The 19,141-nt window shown below is 34.2% G+C and carries 20 protein-coding genes; all 20 read right to left on the minus strand.

What is annotated here, in order from left to right; translation table 11 throughout:
- Positions 1–126 precede the first annotated feature (126 nt).
- On the minus strand, positions 127–1,389 hold the full coding sequence (locus ID741_RS16320) for a PTS galactitol transporter subunit IIC (RefSeq protein ID WP_438720781.1): 1,263 nt from the start codon (positions 1,387–1,389) through the stop codon (positions 127–129).
- An 18-nt stretch (positions 1,390–1,407) separates the two neighbouring features.
- Positions 1,408–1,701 carry a PTS sugar transporter subunit IIB gene (locus ID741_RS16325; RefSeq protein ID WP_438720782.1) on the minus strand — a complete coding sequence of 98 codons (294 nt, stop codon included), beginning with the start codon at positions 1,699–1,701 and terminating at the stop codon, positions 1,408–1,410.
- 20 nt (positions 1,702–1,721) lie between these two features.
- Entirely contained in the window at positions 1,722–2,798 is a 1,077-nt protein-coding gene (locus tag ID741_RS16330) for a galactitol-1-phosphate 5-dehydrogenase (protein ID WP_438720783.1), read from the minus strand.
- A 16-nt stretch (positions 2,799–2,814) separates the two neighbouring features.
- A complete protein-coding gene (gene rpe, locus ID741_RS16335) occupies positions 2,815–3,465 on the minus strand; it encodes a ribulose-phosphate 3-epimerase (RefSeq protein WP_438720784.1) in 651 nt (216 codons plus the stop codon).
- Positions 3,458–3,877 (minus strand): hypothetical protein, encoded by a 420-nt coding sequence (locus ID741_RS16340; RefSeq protein ID WP_438720785.1) that lies wholly within the window; start codon positions 3,875–3,877, stop codon positions 3,458–3,460. The genes rpe and ID741_RS16340 overlap by 8 nt, the downstream gene beginning before the upstream one ends.
- Positions 3,878–3,898: 21 nt before the next feature.
- Positions 3,899–4,360, minus strand: a complete 462-nt coding sequence (locus ID741_RS16345; RefSeq protein WP_438720786.1) for a PTS sugar transporter subunit IIA — start codon at positions 4,358–4,360, stop codon at positions 3,899–3,901.
- Between the two features lie 20 nt (positions 4,361–4,380).
- Entirely contained in the window at positions 4,381–4,983 is a 603-nt protein-coding gene (locus ID741_RS16350; RefSeq protein WP_438720787.1) for an SIS domain-containing protein, read from the minus strand.
- A gap of 15 nt (positions 4,984–4,998) precedes the next feature.
- Positions 4,999–7,077 carry a BglG family transcription antiterminator gene (locus ID741_RS16355; protein ID WP_438720788.1) on the minus strand — a complete coding sequence of 693 codons (2,079 nt, stop codon included), beginning with the start codon at positions 7,075–7,077 and terminating at the stop codon, positions 4,999–5,001.
- 425 nt (positions 7,078–7,502) lie between these two features.
- Positions 7,503–8,153 (minus strand): hypothetical protein, encoded by a 651-nt coding sequence (locus ID741_RS16360; RefSeq protein WP_438720789.1) that lies wholly within the window; start codon positions 8,151–8,153, stop codon positions 7,503–7,505.
- A gap of 143 nt (positions 8,154–8,296) precedes the next feature.
- Entirely contained in the window at positions 8,297–8,833 is a 537-nt protein-coding gene (locus tag ID741_RS16365) for a hypothetical protein (RefSeq protein ID WP_438720790.1), read from the minus strand.
- Position 8,834: 1 nt separating this feature from the next.
- Positions 8,835–10,301 (minus strand): xylulokinase, encoded by a 1,467-nt coding sequence (locus tag ID741_RS16370; RefSeq protein WP_438720791.1) that lies wholly within the window; start codon positions 10,299–10,301, stop codon positions 8,835–8,837.
- 16 nt (positions 10,302–10,317) lie between these two features.
- On the minus strand, positions 10,318–11,361 hold the full coding sequence (locus tag ID741_RS16375; RefSeq protein ID WP_438720793.1) for a zinc-dependent alcohol dehydrogenase: 1,044 nt from the start codon (positions 11,359–11,361) through the stop codon (positions 10,318–10,320).
- A gap of 19 nt (positions 11,362–11,380) precedes the next feature.
- The gene (locus tag ID741_RS16380; protein WP_438720794.1) at positions 11,381–12,211 is read right to left on the minus strand and encodes a PTS system mannose/fructose/sorbose family transporter subunit IID; all 831 of its coding nucleotides are present in this window, start codon (positions 12,209–12,211) and stop codon (positions 11,381–11,383) included.
- Entirely contained in the window at positions 12,204–12,971 is a 768-nt protein-coding gene (locus ID741_RS16385; protein ID WP_438720796.1) for a PTS mannose/fructose/sorbose/N-acetylgalactosamine transporter subunit IIC, read from the minus strand. Before ID741_RS16385 ends, ID741_RS16380 begins: the two co-directional genes overlap by 8 nt.
- Before the next feature lie 19 nt (positions 12,972–12,990).
- On the minus strand, positions 12,991–13,467 hold the full coding sequence (locus tag ID741_RS16390; protein WP_438720797.1) for a PTS system mannose/fructose/N-acetylgalactosamine-transporter subunit IIB: 477 nt from the start codon (positions 13,465–13,467) through the stop codon (positions 12,991–12,993).
- A 15-nt stretch (positions 13,468–13,482) separates the two neighbouring features.
- Positions 13,483–13,899 carry a PTS sugar transporter subunit IIA gene (locus tag ID741_RS16395; RefSeq protein ID WP_438720798.1) on the minus strand — a complete coding sequence of 139 codons (417 nt, stop codon included), beginning with the start codon at positions 13,897–13,899 and terminating at the stop codon, positions 13,483–13,485.
- A 20-nt stretch (positions 13,900–13,919) separates the two neighbouring features.
- Entirely contained in the window at positions 13,920–15,818 is a 1,899-nt protein-coding gene (locus ID741_RS16400) for a BglG family transcription antiterminator (RefSeq protein ID WP_438720799.1), read from the minus strand.
- Positions 15,819–15,837: 19 nt separating this feature from the next.
- Positions 15,838–16,674, minus strand: coding sequence for a class II aldolase (locus ID741_RS16405; RefSeq protein ID WP_438720800.1), 837 nt, complete (start codon positions 16,672–16,674; stop codon positions 15,838–15,840).
- Positions 16,675–16,866: 192 nt separating this feature from the next.
- Positions 16,867–17,604, minus strand: coding sequence for a DeoR/GlpR family DNA-binding transcription regulator (locus ID741_RS16410; protein ID WP_438720801.1), 738 nt, complete (start codon positions 17,602–17,604; stop codon positions 16,867–16,869).
- Between the two features lie 53 nt (positions 17,605–17,657).
- Positions 17,658–19,127 carry an MFS transporter gene (locus tag ID741_RS16415; RefSeq protein ID WP_438720802.1) on the minus strand — a complete coding sequence of 490 codons (1,470 nt, stop codon included), beginning with the start codon at positions 19,125–19,127 and terminating at the stop codon, positions 17,658–17,660.
- Between the last annotated feature and the right edge of the window lie 14 nt (positions 19,128–19,141).

Genomic DNA, 19,141 nt, shown 5'->3' on the forward strand with positions numbered 1-19,141 from the left:
TTTCATTAATCGATTAACTTTTCATACAAAATAAACCCACTTGAAATCAAATTGACTTCAAGTGGGTTTTTATTTATAAAAAATAATAGTTATTACGTAGCATTATTTTTAATTTTTCTTGTATTTTTAAGCAAACAAGCTCAAGAAATAATAAACAATCCAAGAATACCATTGAGTTCCAACAGCTAAAGATGTAATTTCTGTTGCACCGCCAGGAATAGTGTAGCCAATATCAGCTGCTAGTCCCGTCATGATTGGTGCAGCGATACCAGAAATATACAGTGTAATTGCTGCAATGAAAATTCCTGTGATTACGCCTCTAAATAAATTTCCTTTAGAAGGTAAAATAGCAAAAATCATATAGAACGGTAACGCAGTTAAATCAGCCAAGGGTAAAGTTTTATTGCCTGGTAAAATAAAAGCTAAAACTAAAGTAATTGGAATCATTAATAATCCTAATGACAATACGAATGGGTGACCAATTCCTAAGGCGGCATCCAAGCCAATATGAATTTCTCGTCCTTCAAAACGTTTTTCCATAAATTCTTGAGCTGCTTCAGAGATTACAATCAAACCATCCATTAATAAAGAAACCATTCTTGGAATTAAAACTAATGAAGCTGCAATTGAAACAGCAGTTGTTAAAATATCAGCAACTGGCATTCCTGCAACGGCAGACAATAATCCACCAATAATCAATCCCATCATCATAGGTTCACCAAAGATACCAAGTTTTTGTTGAATTTTTTCAGTAGTCCAATTAATTTTATTGATCCCTGGAATTTTATCTAAAACCCAATTCATTGGATAACCTAAAATTGCCCAACCAGTTGTTTGTAAGCCTGGTAAAGAAATGCCTTCCAATCCAAGAACATCTGCTACATCCTTTTGGGTCCAATCTGCTAATTTAAAAATAATAGCCATATTGATAACAGCACTTGCTACTGCTAAAATCATACTTCCTGTAGTTAAGTAAAGCGCACTTGAAATAAATAGTGGTTGCCAATAATTCCAAATATCTACGTCCATAGTTTTAGTCAAATTAAACATCAACATTAAGACATTTGTCGCGATAATTGCAATAAACACAAATGGAACAACAGGTGTTCCCCATGCAATTGATGAACCAATCCCCCAACCAATATCTGTCGCTGTTAAGCTGAAATTATACCTTTCCACTAGCGCTTTTGTTACAGGACTAATAGCATTCATCATTACACCTGACATTACATTAATTCCAATAAACCCAATACCAACTGTCAAACCAGCTTTAAAAGAAACACTTAATTTTCTGCCAAATATTACCCCTAGTACAGTAATAATAATCGGCATCATAACGCTTACACCTAAATCAATAATGTATTTAAAAAAGTCGAAGACAACTGACATTTCTTTTCCTCCCTAACTTTAGAATCCTAAGATTTCTTGAATTTCCTGCTTAGTTTTGTCTTTACCAATTCCGGTTAGAAAAGAACGGCCTAATACAACGGGAACATCTCCAATATCTGCTGAGATGGTCGTTGAACTGATGACCAAATCTGGCTTTTTATTTGCTACTTTCGAAGGAATATCTGAAACAATGCATTGACTGATATCGTATTGAATTTTATTTTCATCTAAAAACTCTGAAACTTTTTTTACAATAACTGTTGAAGTGGCAATTCCTGTACCACAGCACACATAAATTCTTTTTCTATTCATACTTATATCTTCCTTTCAAATCAATCTTCTTCTGGGAAAAACATAATTTTCCCAAAATTGTCTTCTGGTTTTTTATGAGTAACGGTATCAAAAATTTCAGGTCCTTGGGATAGTTTTAAGCGATGCGTGATCATTGATTTTAATTCTAATTGACCATTTTCTAAAAGTGCCATAATTGTTGGCCATTCTTTACCAGGAAAAGGAGAAGAAACACAACTCCACGCCCCCCAAACCTTAAGCTCGCTGCGGACAATTTTTTCAAAGTAAAATCTTTCAATTGAGATGTCTGCATAAGGAATACCCATGAATAAAACACCGCCACCTTTTTTAGCATAGGCAAAGACTTGTGCTGAAGTGATCGGAGAACCAGCAGATTCGACAACAATGTCGGACATTAATCCATCAGTATATTTTCCAATTGTATCCAAGGTATTATCTTTTAGTGAATTAATAGTATGTGAAGCACCAGCATCTTTTGCCATTTCTAAAGCTTCATCAGCAATATCTACAGCAATAATTTTTGTAGCACCAAAAATTTTAGCAAATTTTATTGACAAGAGACCAATATTTCCACAACCTACAACTACCACAGTATCGCCTGCTGTTAAGTTAGTATTGTAATAGCCATGAACAACAACCGATGAAGGCTCAATCATTGCTGCCGACTCATAATCAACAGAATCTGGAATAGGAACACAATTTTTTTCTGGTAAACGGATATATTCTGCGTATGCCCCTCCGTGTCTAGCTCCAATTACTGTTAAATTTTCGCACCGAGCAAATTCTGCTTTTTTACAGTAGTAACATTCTTCCTCTACATCCAAATCTACACAAGTAAAACATGGTGCCCCAGCAACACGATCACCAACAGAAACATGTTTTACTTTGCTACCAACTTCAGAAACTTCGCCAGAAAATTCGTGACCCCAAACCATACCTTCTACATACGGTCCTAATTTTTTATAGCGAGATAAATCTGATCCACAAATACCTACAGCCTTTACTTTGACGATAACATCTGTATCTTTTTCTAAAGTAGGAATCTCTGCACTTTCGTACCGTAAATCTTGTTTTCCGTATAATTTTAAAGATTTCATATCTCTTTCAATCTCCTTATTTTAAAGCGTCTTCTAGCGTTGCTAATCTTTCCGCAACATTTCCTGAGAACATGTATGAACCTACGACAAACCAATTTGCTCCAGCTTCTTGACAAGCTTTAATATTCTCAGCATTTACACCACCATCAACTTGAATATCAATTGGACGTTCACCAATTAATTCTTTTAAGGCGGTTATTTTTTTGTAGATTGGCTGATATAGCTCTTGTCCACCTAGTCCAGGATTTACTGTCATAATTAATACATAATCAATTTCCTCTAAAATCACATTAATTGCTTCAATTGGTGTTCCAGGATTCAAAACTACGCCAGCTTTTGCGCCAAGTTTTTTAATAAGCTGAATACCTCTTAATAAATGAGCTGTAGCTTCTTGATGAATACTAATATACTCAACGCCAGCTTCGATTAATTGAGGGATATATTTTTCTGGATTTTCTACCATCATATGAACGTCAAATTGAAATGGTAGGATTTTTTTTAAATCTGCAACTTGAGTTGGACCAAAGGCAATGTTAGGTACAAAGCTACTGTCCATCATATCTACATGTAAAACATCTATTCCCAATTCTTTTAAAGGCATAACTTCAGATTCTAAGCTTCCAATGTTTGCTCCAAAAAGTGAAGGCATAATTTTATTCTTAACCAATAGGAAAATCCCCTTTCAGATTCTCATAAATACTGTCAATCATTTTAGATTCACTTGTATAGCTATTCTTTTTGTTAAAAAATAGCATTTCGTAATTGCCATCCGAATATTTTAACGGTCTTACCCACATCTCATTTCTAGTTGGAACTAAAATAAACAGAGGAATCGTTTTTCTTTCCTTTTTCCAACCTTCATGAAGTTGTTTTGTAGTTAATAACTTATTCTTCGTGATAAATTCCTTTATTTTTTTTGGAACATAATACATATAAATAGTTTTTGAGTACAAAAGTAGGCAGCCATAAAAGGCAAACAGGATTAAAAACAGCATCTTATTATCTAGTAAAAAAGTCACCAGAGTTCTCCCTACTTCACCTAATAAACGGTCATTAATTACTTCAAAAAGACTTTTCATATTTTTGGCCCCTATCTTTTGTTAACTTAGTAGTTGAATAACATCCGATTCATTTTCTATATGAACAAGTGCATTCATTTTTTCTTCATCTTCAATTAGTGAAATGACAGATTGTAAAGTCTCCAACTGTTTTTCAGGTTCTTTTATAGCTAACATAAATACTAGCCTAACTGGTACTTCTATCTCGTCTGCACCCATTTCCTGAAAAATGACAGGACTTTTCAATATTCCAATAGCTATAGTAGCTTCTCTCACGTGTTTACTATCAGTATGTGGAATAGCGATACCGACTGTAGTAGTATTCAAGCCAGTCGGAAAAACACTTTCACGATCTTTAATCGCTTGTGTATAGCTTTCTTTTACAAAACCACTTTGATGTAGCAGATTTCCCATACAATCAAGGATGTCATTTTTATCTAAATGATCTTGTTCATCAAAAAAAGTAATATTTTTCGAATTTATCATATTTACTAACGTATTCATATGCAATTACCTTCCATTTTTTATTTGCCTAATAAACGGTCTCCAACGGCTCCCCCAGGATGATTAATCCCGAATTGTTCTTTGGTAAATCCGGTATATGTCATTAAAGCAATGCAGATTGCATCAAATGTCGACATGACAGCTAACGTACTAGCTGTGGCTAACATATTGAATGTATCAGGCTCTTTGTCCACTGAGATTTTTAAGAATAAATCAGAATATTTACCGATTGTTGAATCTGATTTTTCTCCTATTCCAACAATATAGGCTTTTTGGGCTTTAAAAGAATCTAACAAATTTGTTAATTCAATCGTATTGCCTCCTTTAGAGATAACAATGACGATATCTTGATTTGTAATAATTCCCATTGATCCGTGAACAGCATCTGCTGGATTCAAATAGACTGCGGGAACACTGACACAAGATAATGAATGAACAATTTTCTTAGCTGCTGCTCCAGATGTGCCACAACCTGTAACAATCACCTTTCCTTTTTTCTCTCCAATTTTATGAACTAAGGTAGTCAATACCTCTAAATCAAGTGTCTCAGGCAACTTGGAAATAGTTTCAGCTTCAATTGTTAATGTATTTAGTAAACTATCTTTAATTTCTTGATTATTCATTGTTTATTTCCTTTCTTAAGCACAGATATTTTTTAGGATTGTTTGTACATCTTGTCTAGTTTTAGCGTTCACCAAATCATTGATTACCTCTGGCGATTCGGCAATGGTCAAGATATCAATAATCGCTTGATTATGATGTTTTTTATCAATTGGAGCGATTAAAAACAATAGTTTTAAAGAATGATCTTTTGAATATAAAAATCCTTCTCGAACAATTAGTAAACTAATACCAATTTTCTTTACTCCTTCACTTGGCAAACCATGCGGAATGGCTACATCTTCCCCTAAAATTGTATAAGGGTCATTGAAATCATGACTTTGAATCACACTCGTAACATAATTGGGTGTAACAGATTTATCAGATATTAACGGTCTTCCAGCTATATTCATTGCTTCTTTGTAATCTTTTACTTGATCCACGATCGTAATCTTATCGACAGTTAAAAAATCGAAGATGCGTAATATATTTTGTCTCAATAACGAGTTATTCAAATCTTTTTTTGTCGGATTTTTCTTTCCTAGTATCTCTAAAATACTATCTTTAATTACTAAAATTTTATCACTAGGAAGATAGTCACTTATTTTTTCCATGATTTGATCCACTTTTCCTAATGTATCTTCTGCACCAAATACTTTTTTAAAAACCAATGCTCGTAATTGTTGTTTTTCTTCCTCTGACATTGTAGCTTGAACGACAAAACAGTTTTCATACGAATGAAATTTACCAATTGAAAAAATAATGTCTACTTTTAAATTACTTTTTTCAAAAGCTCGATGTGATACTGGCTCATAAAAATAAACTTCTGGAAAAATATCCATTAATTGCGATAACATTAATTGTGAATATGTTATTCCTTTTGGGCAAATAACAATTGCCGTTTTCATTTTCGGATAATCAGTTTTTCCTTGTGGTAGAATTTTTGAACCAAAAATTAAGGAAATATACATAATTTCTATGTCGGGTAAAGATACTTCAAGTAGTTCTTCCAATGGCTTAAAACAGTCTTTAATAATTGAGTTTAAAAAATCGTATTGGGCGATAACATTTTCTAAAAATTCTTTTTCATACAAATCATTTTCTTCATTAATTAAATAACGTATACGATAATATGCAGGCGTCAAATGGTACATTAAACTATTCAAGATTGCTTCACGATCTTTTAATTTTATTGATGTCTTGACTTCAAAATTATTGATACATAGACTGATTGCTTCTCTCAAATTCTTCGTAATACTCTCGTTAACAAATTCTGCTGAAATAATTTTTGATGTCAAAATTTGAAGAGAGATATACGCTGTTTCTTTTTTTCCTAATTCATTTAAAGAAAGAATATCATTTATTAGTTGGACCTCTTTAAGTTCATAGATATCTGATTCTTCGTCTGCTGTTTTCTCTTTTAAAATTTTTCCATTTTGAATCCGATGAAAAAGCACTAGAAGAAAATCTGGTAAAATAACAAACTGTTCATCAGTAAAACGTATTTCAAGTTCTTTTTCAATTTTTTTTAGGTTTTTTATCATGCATAAACGTTCATGCTCTGAAGCACATAATGTCTTGTTTAGCAATTGAATTCCATTAGACATTTTGTTAACATTAAAAAGAGTCTCTTTAATAAAATTTCTGATTAATAACTCATTACCTGAAATTGAATAGCCATGTATTCGAGAATAAGTAATTCTGACAGAATAAACAGATAGTTTTTCTTTTAGTTTTGAGAGATCTCGTAAAATCGTATTTTTACTCACTCTCAATTCATATGAAAAATATTCAAGTGATAAATCAAGAGATTCGTCGAATAGTAATAGTGCAAGTATCATTATTCGTTCATCTTCTGAGTAAAAGAGACCATCACTTTTGTTTGTTTTGATATCTTGTTGAACAAAATTTATCACTGATTGATCAGCAATAAATCCACCATTCCTTGTTCTTCCGATACTTGGCAATTCATTTTCTTCAAGATAGTCATTGATTTTTCCAACAGCATATTTAATTTGATCTTTTGATAAGTTTAGTTTTATTTCTAGCCCCTTTCTTGTTGTATTAGGGTTAGTAACAATCTCTTGTAGTATTAAATAATATTTTTCTTCTAGCATGAACTAACCCCCGCTTTCATTTCTTTCCCGATTTTCATATTATTCACTTTCCTTATGCCCTTATTATAGATTCCCAAACAAAAAAAGTATAAGCGTTTTCATTCAAAAAATTCCCTCGCTCAATCCCCCACTTGGTGATGTTATTTAATTTGACCATAGATCCTTTCCTATAGATATTTTATTCTTTAAAATTATTATTTTAATTTTATGATCCTCTTTTTTAATACAAAATTGCAAGTCTTTTTTTTGCTCCTTTCATTTACTATTAATTATATTATAATGAGAAAATCGCAAATATTTCTGTAAAATCTACAGGATTTTTTCTCATTAAGCTTTTTTAACGAAACAATAAAAAAAGCAGAAGGCCAAATTTATTTAACCTTCTACTCTTTAAATTTTTATTATTCTGTTAATATTAGAAATCCCTACATAAACTGTCTAAAAATCACCAATAAATATCGTAACAACCGAAATAAAATAAACAGTAAAAATAAATTCCCTAGAATAAAACTAAAGCCGTTACCAATACTAGACTTGATATTTCCCCAAGAAAAGCGCCGTAAAAAACGTGGCACATTACTATAACCGTTGCGTTTCAAGCGATAGCTTTCTTCATACGTTAAATCCAAGACATCATAATACAAAATTTCTAAAGGTTGTTTGGCGAAAAAAGTTTTCTCAAAGCCTACCATCATAGTATATTGCTTATTTTGTGCTGGAAAATTCCGCATGCCTTTTTTATTAATCCGTAAAGCAACTTCATTTCCTCGCATCACATCAAAGCTATATTCGCTTTCTTGAATGTGTTCGATTTTTGCTTCTGGTAAATTTTCAGCTAGAAACTGCTGATAAATCTCAGGAAACTTTTGCCGCTGGCTGCTAAGATAAAAAATAATCCCTGCTAAAATAATCACCAGTAGACCATTTAGCCATAAGCTTTCACGAAAAACTAATGAATAGAGCACAATTAAGATCAATGCACCACTGGCTAAACCTATTCGTTTTGAAAAATAATTTTGATACATGCCTTTGATGCTGCGCTCATAGTAATCAAAGTCAAATTTTGCAAAATCCATCTGCATCCCTCAGTTCTTTTTTTCAGTATACCGAATGGTTTAAACTGTGGCAAAAAAACACACTACTTTTTTTGTAGTATGTTTAAAAAATAATATTTTTTTATGAAATCTACTTAAGTTAAAATAAGTTATAACAAATTTACTTATACCTCTTGAAAAACGATTTGATTAACTTCCTTGACGATACTTTGAGCCAAAGACTTCATCGTCTTGTAGATACTACTATGAATATCAATCGGTTTTGGTACAAGTTGGATGACATGAGTGGAAACACCCATTTGCAAATATACTTTCAAGGTTCCCAAAGTAAGTTTTTTCTTCTTCACTTGCTGCTGTTGATGTTGCTCTTCCAATTGACAACTTTCAATTTCAGTATAAGAAAAAATCTTGGGACCTTGTTTTCCCTCACTAAACTTTGAATGATTCGGTAAACATAGCTTTTGGTTATAATCGTCAAACAAAACCAATTGATTAATCTTGCGGGTGGTCTCAAATATTTTTTCTTGACAGAGAGTCGTAGATTGATGAAATGTTGCCAATATTTCACTTTTAGTCTTATTTTTAATGACTTCAGAAAAATCGCGACTGGCTATTTGATAACACTTCTTACACAATGTACCATCGATCGATTTAAATTTTACCCAACCAAGCTTTTCATCACATATTAAACAAGTTTTCATCTTAGCTCACTTCCTCACTATACTTTTCCATCAATTGACTTAATATTAGATATTTTTGATACTGTTTGTGATATTTTTCGGAAATTGCTGGTTTGGGTTGAATGATTTCAACTTCAGGTTCAGTTAAATCAATCTTTTGATCAGTTGCCAGACTAGCAATCATTGCTGCCCCATGAACTGCCTCACGTGTGGTTAAAATGTGTCGAATCGGTTTATTTAAAACATTTGCAAATATGTTTAACCACAATTCGCTTTTGGCACCCCCACCGACAATTGAGAAATGTGCGGGTTCCTCCTGATTGCGCATTGCTTCAAATAATGTGCGAATACCAAAAGCAACGCCTTCTAAAACTGCTAAATACATATTGACTCGCTCAGTTTCTAAGCTCAATCCCGCAAATGCTCCACGTAAATTTGGATTAGCAAATAAAGTTTTTTCACCATTTAAATGCGGAAAAAATTGTACTTCATTTGTTCCTAACAGATCCATCGGAATCTTTTCTTGTTCTACCAAATATTGATCTGTCTGCAAAATTGTATCCAACCACCAGCTATTTAATTTACCCCCAGCTTGAACCGTTCCTTGGGTAATAATAGCTTGGTCCTTCGGAAAAATTTTTGCTACAACATTTTTGCCTATTTTTTTTAATTCATGACTTTTATTTGGAATAATCATCACACCTGAAGTACCTAGTGAGATCAATGGTTGATTGCTAGTAAAACTGCCAGTTGCAAAAGTTGAAGCAACATTATCTCCTGTACCCACGACTACCGGAATCTTCTCAGAAATCCCTAAGGACTGACAAATATGATCCGTTAAGTAACCACTAACCGTAGCAGCGGGATAAATCTCAGCAAACCAATCAGATGAAAACCCATATCTCTCAAAAATTTCGGTCGACCAAGCCTGATTGCTAAAATTGTATAGCGAACTAGAAGACGCGTCACAAAAGTCGGTCGCATAATTGCCAGTTAAACAATAGTTTAGATAATCTTTAGTTATTAAAACTTTTCCTAACTTTTTAAAATGCGACAATTCATTTTCCTTTAACCAGAATAAATTGGCTAGTGGACTACCATTTGAGACAATTTGACTATTTAATTGAGTCATTGGATCTTCTGCTAACTGCTTTTTTAGTTGTGGAATTAATTCTTTGGTACGACGATCATTCCACATAATTGCGGGTCTTAAGGGTTCCCCATCTTCAGTTAGAAAAACAGTCGAATGCATTTGTCCCGTCAATCCAATCGCAACAACTTGATTAGCATCAATTTGTTTGAAAAGTTCTTTTAATCCATTCAACATAATGGCAGACCAATCAGTCGGCATAATTTCGGTCCAACCTTTTTGTGGTGTCTGATAGGTATAAGTGTATTGTTTTTCATACAAAATATCCACTTGCTGGTTTAAAGCTATCAATTTAATTGAAGTTGTTCCCGCATCGATTCCGATATAAATTTTTTTCATTTCTTTCACTCTTTTCTTAGTCAAAAGTGATGATTGTCTTAAAAGTCTCAGGTCTCATGGCATATTCAAACGCTTCAACTGCCTGTGTATAATCAAAAGTTTTATCCAATAATAATGTAATGTCCACTAATCCTTTAGCAATCAGTTGAACGGAACGATAAAAAGTTCTGATGGTGGGGCTAACTGTACCAGTAATCACTTTTTCATGGGAATGAACCGCACCTAAATCGGTTGGTACCGGATTATTAGGATGCAATGAACTGAAAATAAATGTTTGACCTCCAGCTGCTGTAAAGTCCATTGCCTGTTTTGCAATGATCGGATTCGCAGTAGTATTAAAGACCACATCGGCACCACGACCTTGTGTTAATTGCTTAACTAAAGCAACCGCATCTTCCGCCATCGGATCAAAAGTGATTGCAGCACCTAATTGTTCAGCCAGTTTTCGCCTTTCTTCATTAGGTTCACTTAAAATAATTCGCGCCCCTTGTAGTTTTGCCAACATGACGTGCATCAATCCCATTACACCGCCACCGATAACTAACACATCTTGTCCATATAAAATATTCGCCCGTTCCACACTGTTCACTACACAAGCCAGTGGCTCAGTAAAAGCACTATGAGTGAAAGGAACTTCCTTCGGATATTTATATAAGTCACGACTTTTGACTGCGATATATTGTGCCATCCCAAAGAATCCAGAAAGACCATTAGGATTTTGAAAAGTTGATGAATTTGCTACTTCTACACATAAATTTTCCCGACCTGTTTTACAATAGTCACATTCTCCACAAGCTGGAATAATATATTTTACAACGTGGTCTCCCACATCAAAATGCTTGGGATTAACAGCTGCCCCAACTGCAACGATTTCACCACTAAATTCGTGTCCGCCAACTCTAGGAAACGAATAAACAGTATCGCCTAAATAATCGCGAATATCATTGGTACATAAACCATTTGCTCGGATTTTCATCAAAACCTCATCTGCTTGAATCTCCGGCATCGGTAATTCTTGAATCTCAATTTTTTTAATCCCTGTCTCAACAATTGCTTTCATCTCAAACCCTCTATTCTAATTAACTTAAAATACCTAGAAAACCTGCAACAATTCCAACTACTACAATCAAGCCAATGACTTTTAAAGAAGACCAGCCTTTTTTCATTAGGAAATAAATCAATAAAGTAAAACCAAATGGTAAAATATTGGGAATCACCACATCTAGAAAATCCTCTTGTACTTTAAAAGTCGTGGTGGAGCTAACGATTTGTAAGGCGACGTGCATTTTCACATAGCTGGAAATGAGCCCCCCCATCACCATGCAGCCCATGATTTCCGCGCCACGTAAGACTTTGTTCAAAATCCCTCTCTCGAGAAAATCCATGACTGCTTCGGCTCCTGCGCGATAACCAAACATGAAGTTGGCATAACTCATGCTCCAAGCAATGGCAATAATAGCTACAGCAAAAATCACAGAGCCCCAAATTGTTCCTTTTAAAGTTAAATCAATACAAATGGCCAATAAAATTGGAATCAGTACGCCTTGAAAAATAGTATCTCCAACCCCTGATAACGGACCCATCAATGAAGTTTTTAAACTAGTAATAAATTCGCCTGGGATTTCCTTACCTTTAGCTTTTTGTTCCTCTAAAGCAATAATCATTCCGATAATACAAGAGCCAAACTCAATATGCACATTGAAAAATTCAATTTCTCGCCGCATCATTTCTTTTTTCTTTTCGGGATCATTTTTATATAATCTTTTTGAAATCGGGACAAATACGTGGGCCACTGCTTGACCCATCATTCGTTCGTAATTGTAACAAGTCTGCGGTAAGTTTTCCCAAATTAGCCATGAACGAAACAAATCTTTTTTTCGAATTACACTTCCTTCAATCTCTTTATTCATACAGTTCTTCCTCCTCTGAATCATCAGACTGTTTACTAGTTGCCTGAATATAAATCAAGGCCGATAATCCTGCAATAATACCTAAAGGCAATAAATCTAATCCTGAATAAGTTGCTAAAATAAATCCTAAGAATAAAAATGCACGAGCTTCTCCTTTAAAAATATATTGCAAAGTAATTGCTACTCCTAAAGCTGGCATCATGCCACCGATAACTGTAAATATAGTCAAAGCAGTTCCGCTTAATGCTTCAATAAAGCCAGAAATATAACTAGCGCCAAAATAAGCTGCTAAACCACAAGGAATAATCGTGATAACCGCTGTTAAAAGTTGTGGAAAGAGGACATTTGCCCGCCAAATTTTATTATATTCACCTTTTTCAATATAACTATCGGCCACATGAACAAAAATCGAACCAAAAGTCATACGACCATACCAGACAATCGTACCTAATAAACCAATCGGTACAGCAACTGACAACGCCGTTTTAGCATCAAGTCCACCAGTAATCGCAAAGGCTGTTCCTAAAATCCCTGCCAACGCCATATCTGCAGGCATTGATCCACCAGCTGAAATAAATCCTAAATAGACTAAGTTAATCGAGGCACCAGTCATCGCGCCCATTAATGGATTGCCTAAAACTATCCCAGTAACTAAACCGCACACTAACGGGCGCTGTAAAGACCATAAACCGACAAATGGCAAATTACCTACTGCAAAAAAGTAGATTAAACCACAAAGAAAAGCTTGAATTACTGTCATGATTTTTCCTCCTCATTTTTTATAATAGATTCGTGATCTCAATTAAGCGTTGTTCTGGTACAAGCTGATAAAATACATGAATACCTTTATCTACCATTTCCCGAATAGCTGAAACTTCTTCATCGTCACAGGCAACATTTTTAATAAATGGTTTTCGTTCATCTCGAATACCCATCCCACCAAGATTAACTTGCGGCAAATCAATTCCACCTTCAACCAAACGTGCATAAGAAATCGGTGTCTTTGTTAAAAGTAAGACACGTTCTTTTTCGTTGTGCGGCTTACTTAACTCTTTGATGCCTTCTTCTACTGTGAAAGCATCGACTCTAACTTTTGTTGGTGCTAACGCTTTCAAAATTCTTTTTTGGAAAGGATCACTAGCAACGACATCATCAATAATAATAATATGATTGATGCTATAAGAAGGCGTCCAAGCTGTAACAACTTCTCCGTGAATTAAACGATCATCAACTCTTGCAAATACAATATTTTTCATTATTTTTCTCCCTCTCTATTCCTCTTCTAGGCTATTCATTAAATAATCATTGACATCAATAAATGTATGGGGTGCTTGTTCCAATAATTTTTCGCTAATATCAACAGCTGAATTTTCTTCATTCATTCGCATCATGAAGGCTTCCAAAATCAGTGGCAAATTCATGCCGGTAATATGGCGAATTGGAAAATCTCCCATCATCGCTACAACACTATTAAAAGGACTACCACTAAATAAGTCAGTAAAACAAATAATGTCTTCACCACCACCAAATTTTTCAATAGCTTCTCTTATTTGATTTTTTAAACTTTCAATGTCGTCTTGGGGATACAGACCAAATGCTACTGCCCCTTCTTGTTCTCCAACAATCATTTGCGCGCTACCCAACATGCTTTTTGCTAAATCGCCATGGGACACCAATATATATTTCATAAAAATACCTCCATTATTTTTTACACATATCCATCGAGAATTTGTGATAAATTTTCTTTAAAGTTATCAAAGCTAGGATTCTTTAATAAACGATTGACAAAGTTTTGGTCTTGAATAATCTTTCCCAGATAGTTCCACAGCTGAAAGACTTTTGCATTATTTTTTTCAATTGCCACTAACATGACTAAACGAACTTTGTTGCCTTCTTCATCCCAAACCAAATCATTTTCCAGTAAAATAACTGATACAAACGTTTCTGTCATAATCGGATTAATGGGGTGAGGTAAAGCAATCTGATTACCAAAATAACAACTGCCTAATTCTTCCCGTTGCAATACCGCTTTTTCTAATGCGTCTTGTCTACCACTTTTTTCCGTGATCTGATTCTGACAAATCTGTTTAATAACCTCTGATTTACTAGAAAAACTTCTGTACGTAAAACGTGCTTCAGCGAATAAATCAATAATTTCAGACTTATCTTTAAAACCATCAATAGCCAATTTTATTTTGGAATATTCCATTTCACTAGGATAATAATTGATTAATAAAGCGCCTAATTTCTCACTGGTTTCCGTTTGTTCTGTTGAAAAAATCACATCATATTTTTCCAGCTCAAGACTGGCTAGTTCGTTCGTATTTGCCAGAGTTAGGACTGATATTTCTTTTGGAAACCAGGTGGCAAAACGTTGGCGTAATAAAATGCTTTCACTTCGTTTGAGACTGGTAAGAATCAAAATTCGTTTTGCACCAGTCAAATCATTGTATTTGGCTAAATATTGATTGAAATAAATTGCTAAATAAGCGATTTCACTTTCTTTTACTTTTTCCCCAACTTTATCTTGTAACAACAAACTCATAAATGCGGCGATATCAAAAGCCAAAGGAAAGGATAGTTTGATTTCTTCAAGTAATTGATTATGATTTTGCATGCCATATTTCATACGTATGATTAAGGGCATCAAATGTAAAGCCAAAGACAAACGCAAATCGATTTCTTGTGATAGATCGATATCAAATTTTTCATTGATTTCCGTTAAACTATTCAAGATGAAATCATTGACTTCCTCAGAAATATAATCATCATTTTCGAAATCACTTTTGCCTTTTATATAGATCGCCAAATTCAATATTTCCGCTTGATTAAACTTAAAAGACGTTCGTTGACTAATCAGTTCAAAAATTTCTTTTGCAACTTGGTGTTCACTGTCAAGTCCTTCATATTCAATAAGATCTTGCTCAATCAGATAGAATCCTTTTTTCATGCGTTGAATGGCTAGCTCGACATGGACAACTAAATTTTGAAATAATGTTTCAGAAACATGATATTGATATTTCAATAAAGTCCCCACCAGTGTTTTTTCAATTTCACTGCGTCTAGCTAAATGACTGGTTAATTCTTTTTCTTCATGGTTCATCTCTACTAATCCCAACTTCAGCAGGCATTTTCTTTTATCAGCTTCACTAGCATTTATTTCAAGTCCTCGATTTCGTTTGCCAATGATTTGAATCCGATATTCTGCAAAAAGCTGATTTGCCGCTTTTAAATCGTTGTCTAGAGTAGAAAGAGAAACAAACAAACGACTAGCTAATTTCACCCGAGTAATAGGATTTTTTTGATTAAGCAGAAAAATACTTAATTGTCGAACCCGATCTGTTTGATTGATACTGGCTGCCGGACCAAACTGAGCTAAAAATTGTTGAAAAAGCGTCCCTTCTTGAATCAATAATTTGCTTCCTTTAGATGTCACTGAAAATAATTGAGCAAATGATAGTTCCTTGAGATTTTCTTTGATCCTTTTTATATCCGACTGCACAGTTCGCGTAGTCACACCAAACTTTTCTACAAAAAAATCTGATGTTAAAAACTTAGGTGAAACTGCTGCAAAATCTTTAATCATTTGAACTTGCCGTTCGTTCATCTCTGGTTCCCCTTCTCTTTTAGTTGATATTCACTTCCTTTATAATGGTTTTCACTCGTTCTTCAACATTAGCGATAGCATCTTTAGAAAGTTGCATGACATTAAATTCATTGTGATTTTGCTCATATGCTTGTCCAAAAGTTCGAATAAAAGCTTGTCGTAAGTCTGATCCATAATTTACTTTAATCAAATTTTCAGCTTTTGCTCTTCTCACCTGATCAAATGGAATTCCTGAACCCCCATGCAGAACCAAGGGCACAGTCGAAATTTCAGCAATTTCTTTCAACAATGGAAAATCCAAATGAGGTGATAAATCCATTCCATGGACATTTCCAATTGAAACCGCTAACAAATCACATCCGGTTTCTTCAACAAAAGACAATACATCAGCTGGATCTGTCTTAGCATCCTCTTCAGAGATATGGTCATCCTCTTTACCAGAAATAGCACCTAGTTCAGCTTCAACAGGAATACCATAAAAATGACAATATTCAACCGCTTTTCTTACCTCAGCAATGTTTTGATCCAAAGGAAGATGTGATGCATCTACCATGATTGAAGTAAATCCTGCATCAATACACGCTTTTACATCTTCAAAACTTTTTCCATGGTCTAAATGAAGTGCTATTGGCGTATCACATTCAATCATAGTGGACCTAACCATGTCGGCAATAATTTTAGGATTGGATAATTTTAAATTACTAGAAGAAATCGCAATATATCCTCCCAAACCCATTTCTTGATATCCTTTAATTATTCCAGCGGTCAATTCATAGTTCGTCGTATTAAATGCTGGTAAGACTAATTGATGTTCTTTTGCATAATCCATCAATTTAAATCCATTAACAATTTCCATGTTGCCAGACCTTCTTTCTTTTTCTGGCTTAAGCATAATAGAAAAAGCTTCATGCAATTCATGAAGTTATTTCATGAAGAATGATGAAATTTTATGATTTTATATGATTATACACGATTTTTTGTGAATTTACATGATTTTCAACGAAAAAAAACTACTTATCTCATTTTTGAGTAAGTAGTTGAGAAAATATTATTGATAAATCATTCTTGTTTTATCCGCAATTTCTTGGTCAAATTTATCAGAAATAACTGTTACCTGATGAATATCGTATATTTTTACTTGAGAAACCACCCCAAATTTCGAATGGTCCGCTAATAAATAAGTATTTTTTGAGTGGGTTAACACTTCTTTTTTCTTAGCTGTTTCTTCTAGGCTAGGTGTTGTAATACCGAATGTCACATCAAGCCCATTTGCCCCAATAAAAGATTTATCAAAAATAAAATTTTGAATATTTTCAATCGTTACAGGACCGGAAACGGAAGATAATTCACTGTTGAAAGTACCTCCTAAAAAAGTTACTTTTGCCTTAATCTCCCCACTATATTTAGTGAGTTCCATATTTGACGTTACGATATGAATGGGCAGTTTTAACAGTTCTCTAAAAAGGATTGTCCCACTGGAGCCAGAATCCAAATATACGATATCTCCATTAGTCACTTCGTTTGCCGCAAGTCTAGCAATATATTGTTTTTCTTTTGTATGGCGTATCGCTTTGGTCATTACCGGTAATTCATTTTCGGTTAGAAAAGCCCGCACAGCACCGCCAGATAACCTTTCAATTTCGCCAGTTTTTTCTAGCTCTACGAGATCTCTCCGCAATGTCGAAATCGAAATCTCAGGTACTTGAGCTTGTAAATTTTCAGTATAAATTAATCCTTGATCTTTTATTAATTGTAAAATTTTTTTTTGACGCTCGTAAGGAATCAAATTTCGCACCTACCTTTTTACATCATTATACTATAATTAAAAAGATGTTTAACTTAGATTTTTTTACGATTTAAATAAAAACCGCCTGCCAGAATAATCAACGAAGCTGCTACTGCTAATAAAAACAATCCTTGATAAGCAGATTGTGCCGTTTGATGAAATAAATTAATTTGAACAGTATCACCTAATTTTTGTAGTTTTAAATAGAGAGCTTCCACTGATAAATGACTTCCGCCAACACTTTTAGCAAACTCACTAAAGCCATTTTGAACAATCGTCGCATATAAGGTTGGCGCAATCGTTAAACCAATTTGACGGCTGACAGATAAGGTTCCTAAGGCGACGCCACTGTCTTTTGCTCCAGCAATTTGGTTGATTAAAACAGAAAATGGCGCCCCCATCAACATCCCAAAACCTAAACCGGCAACACTTGAAGCGGCAATAAATAAAATTGTACTTATCCCAAAAAAGGCAATTAAACCAAATCCAATTGTGGAAATGATTCCAGATAACGTAATTGTTCTGGTTGCCCCTAGTTTTGATACCAACATCCCACCAAGACCAGCACCAACAATCGAACCCAAACCAATTCCGCTCATGAAAATACCGCTATTGTTAGCTGAAATCCCAAAAGTTTGTTCCACAAAGCTCGGAATAAAGACAAAAATAGCAATCAAAGTACCAGATAATAATCCCATCAATAACGTCAATAAAAATCCTTGACTCTTTAATAAGCTATAAGGTAAAAATGGATCGGTTTTAACTTTGATATTTTTTTCAGCCCAGACAAATGCGCCAAAGAAAACAATTCCTAAAGCAAACAAACCTAAAACTTTTACTGTCAATAGGCTAGCCAATAATGCACCACTTTGTAAATTAGTGATCGCCAACATAAAACTCAAGATTCCAAAGGTTAATAAAGTTAAACCACGAATATCCAATTGTTGCGTGTGACTTTGTTTGGTTTCTGGGATTGCGATCAAACCAGCAATGATGACAAATACTGCGATCGGCAAATTAATTAAAAACAGCCAACTCCAATGTCCTGTCACATTCAAAACTAAACTACCTAAATTGGGCCCAACGACTGAAGCAATTCCGTTAATCGCACCTAATGCTCCTAATAAAGCACCTTGTTTTTCTTTTGAATAAGTCGATAAAATATGACTAGAAGCAATAATAAAAATCCCCCCGCCACCAAAAGATTGAAGCAAGCGCGCTGCCAAAAAGAAAATAAAGCTAGGACTTAAAGCGACTAATAGTGAGCCTAGCGCAAAAATGGAAATTTCAATCAAAAATAATTTCTTGCGACCGAATTTATCTGCTAATTTGCCGATAATCGGTGTTGCAATCGCCATTCCTAACGTATACAAGGTGATTCCCCAAGTACCTTGAACAGCACTAATATTAAAACTATACTCAATCGTCGTTAATGCGCTAGAAATAATTCCATTATCTAACGCCGACATAAAAACGCCTAAAATAAAAATAACTAAGGCAAATGTTTTTGGTTTTGCTTGCATTGTTCTTCCTTCTT

It is taken from the genome of Enterococcus sp. AZ103, from assembly GCF_051714685.1.
GTDB lineage: Bacteria > Bacillota > Bacilli > Lactobacillales > Enterococcaceae > Enterococcus_A > Enterococcus_A alishanensis.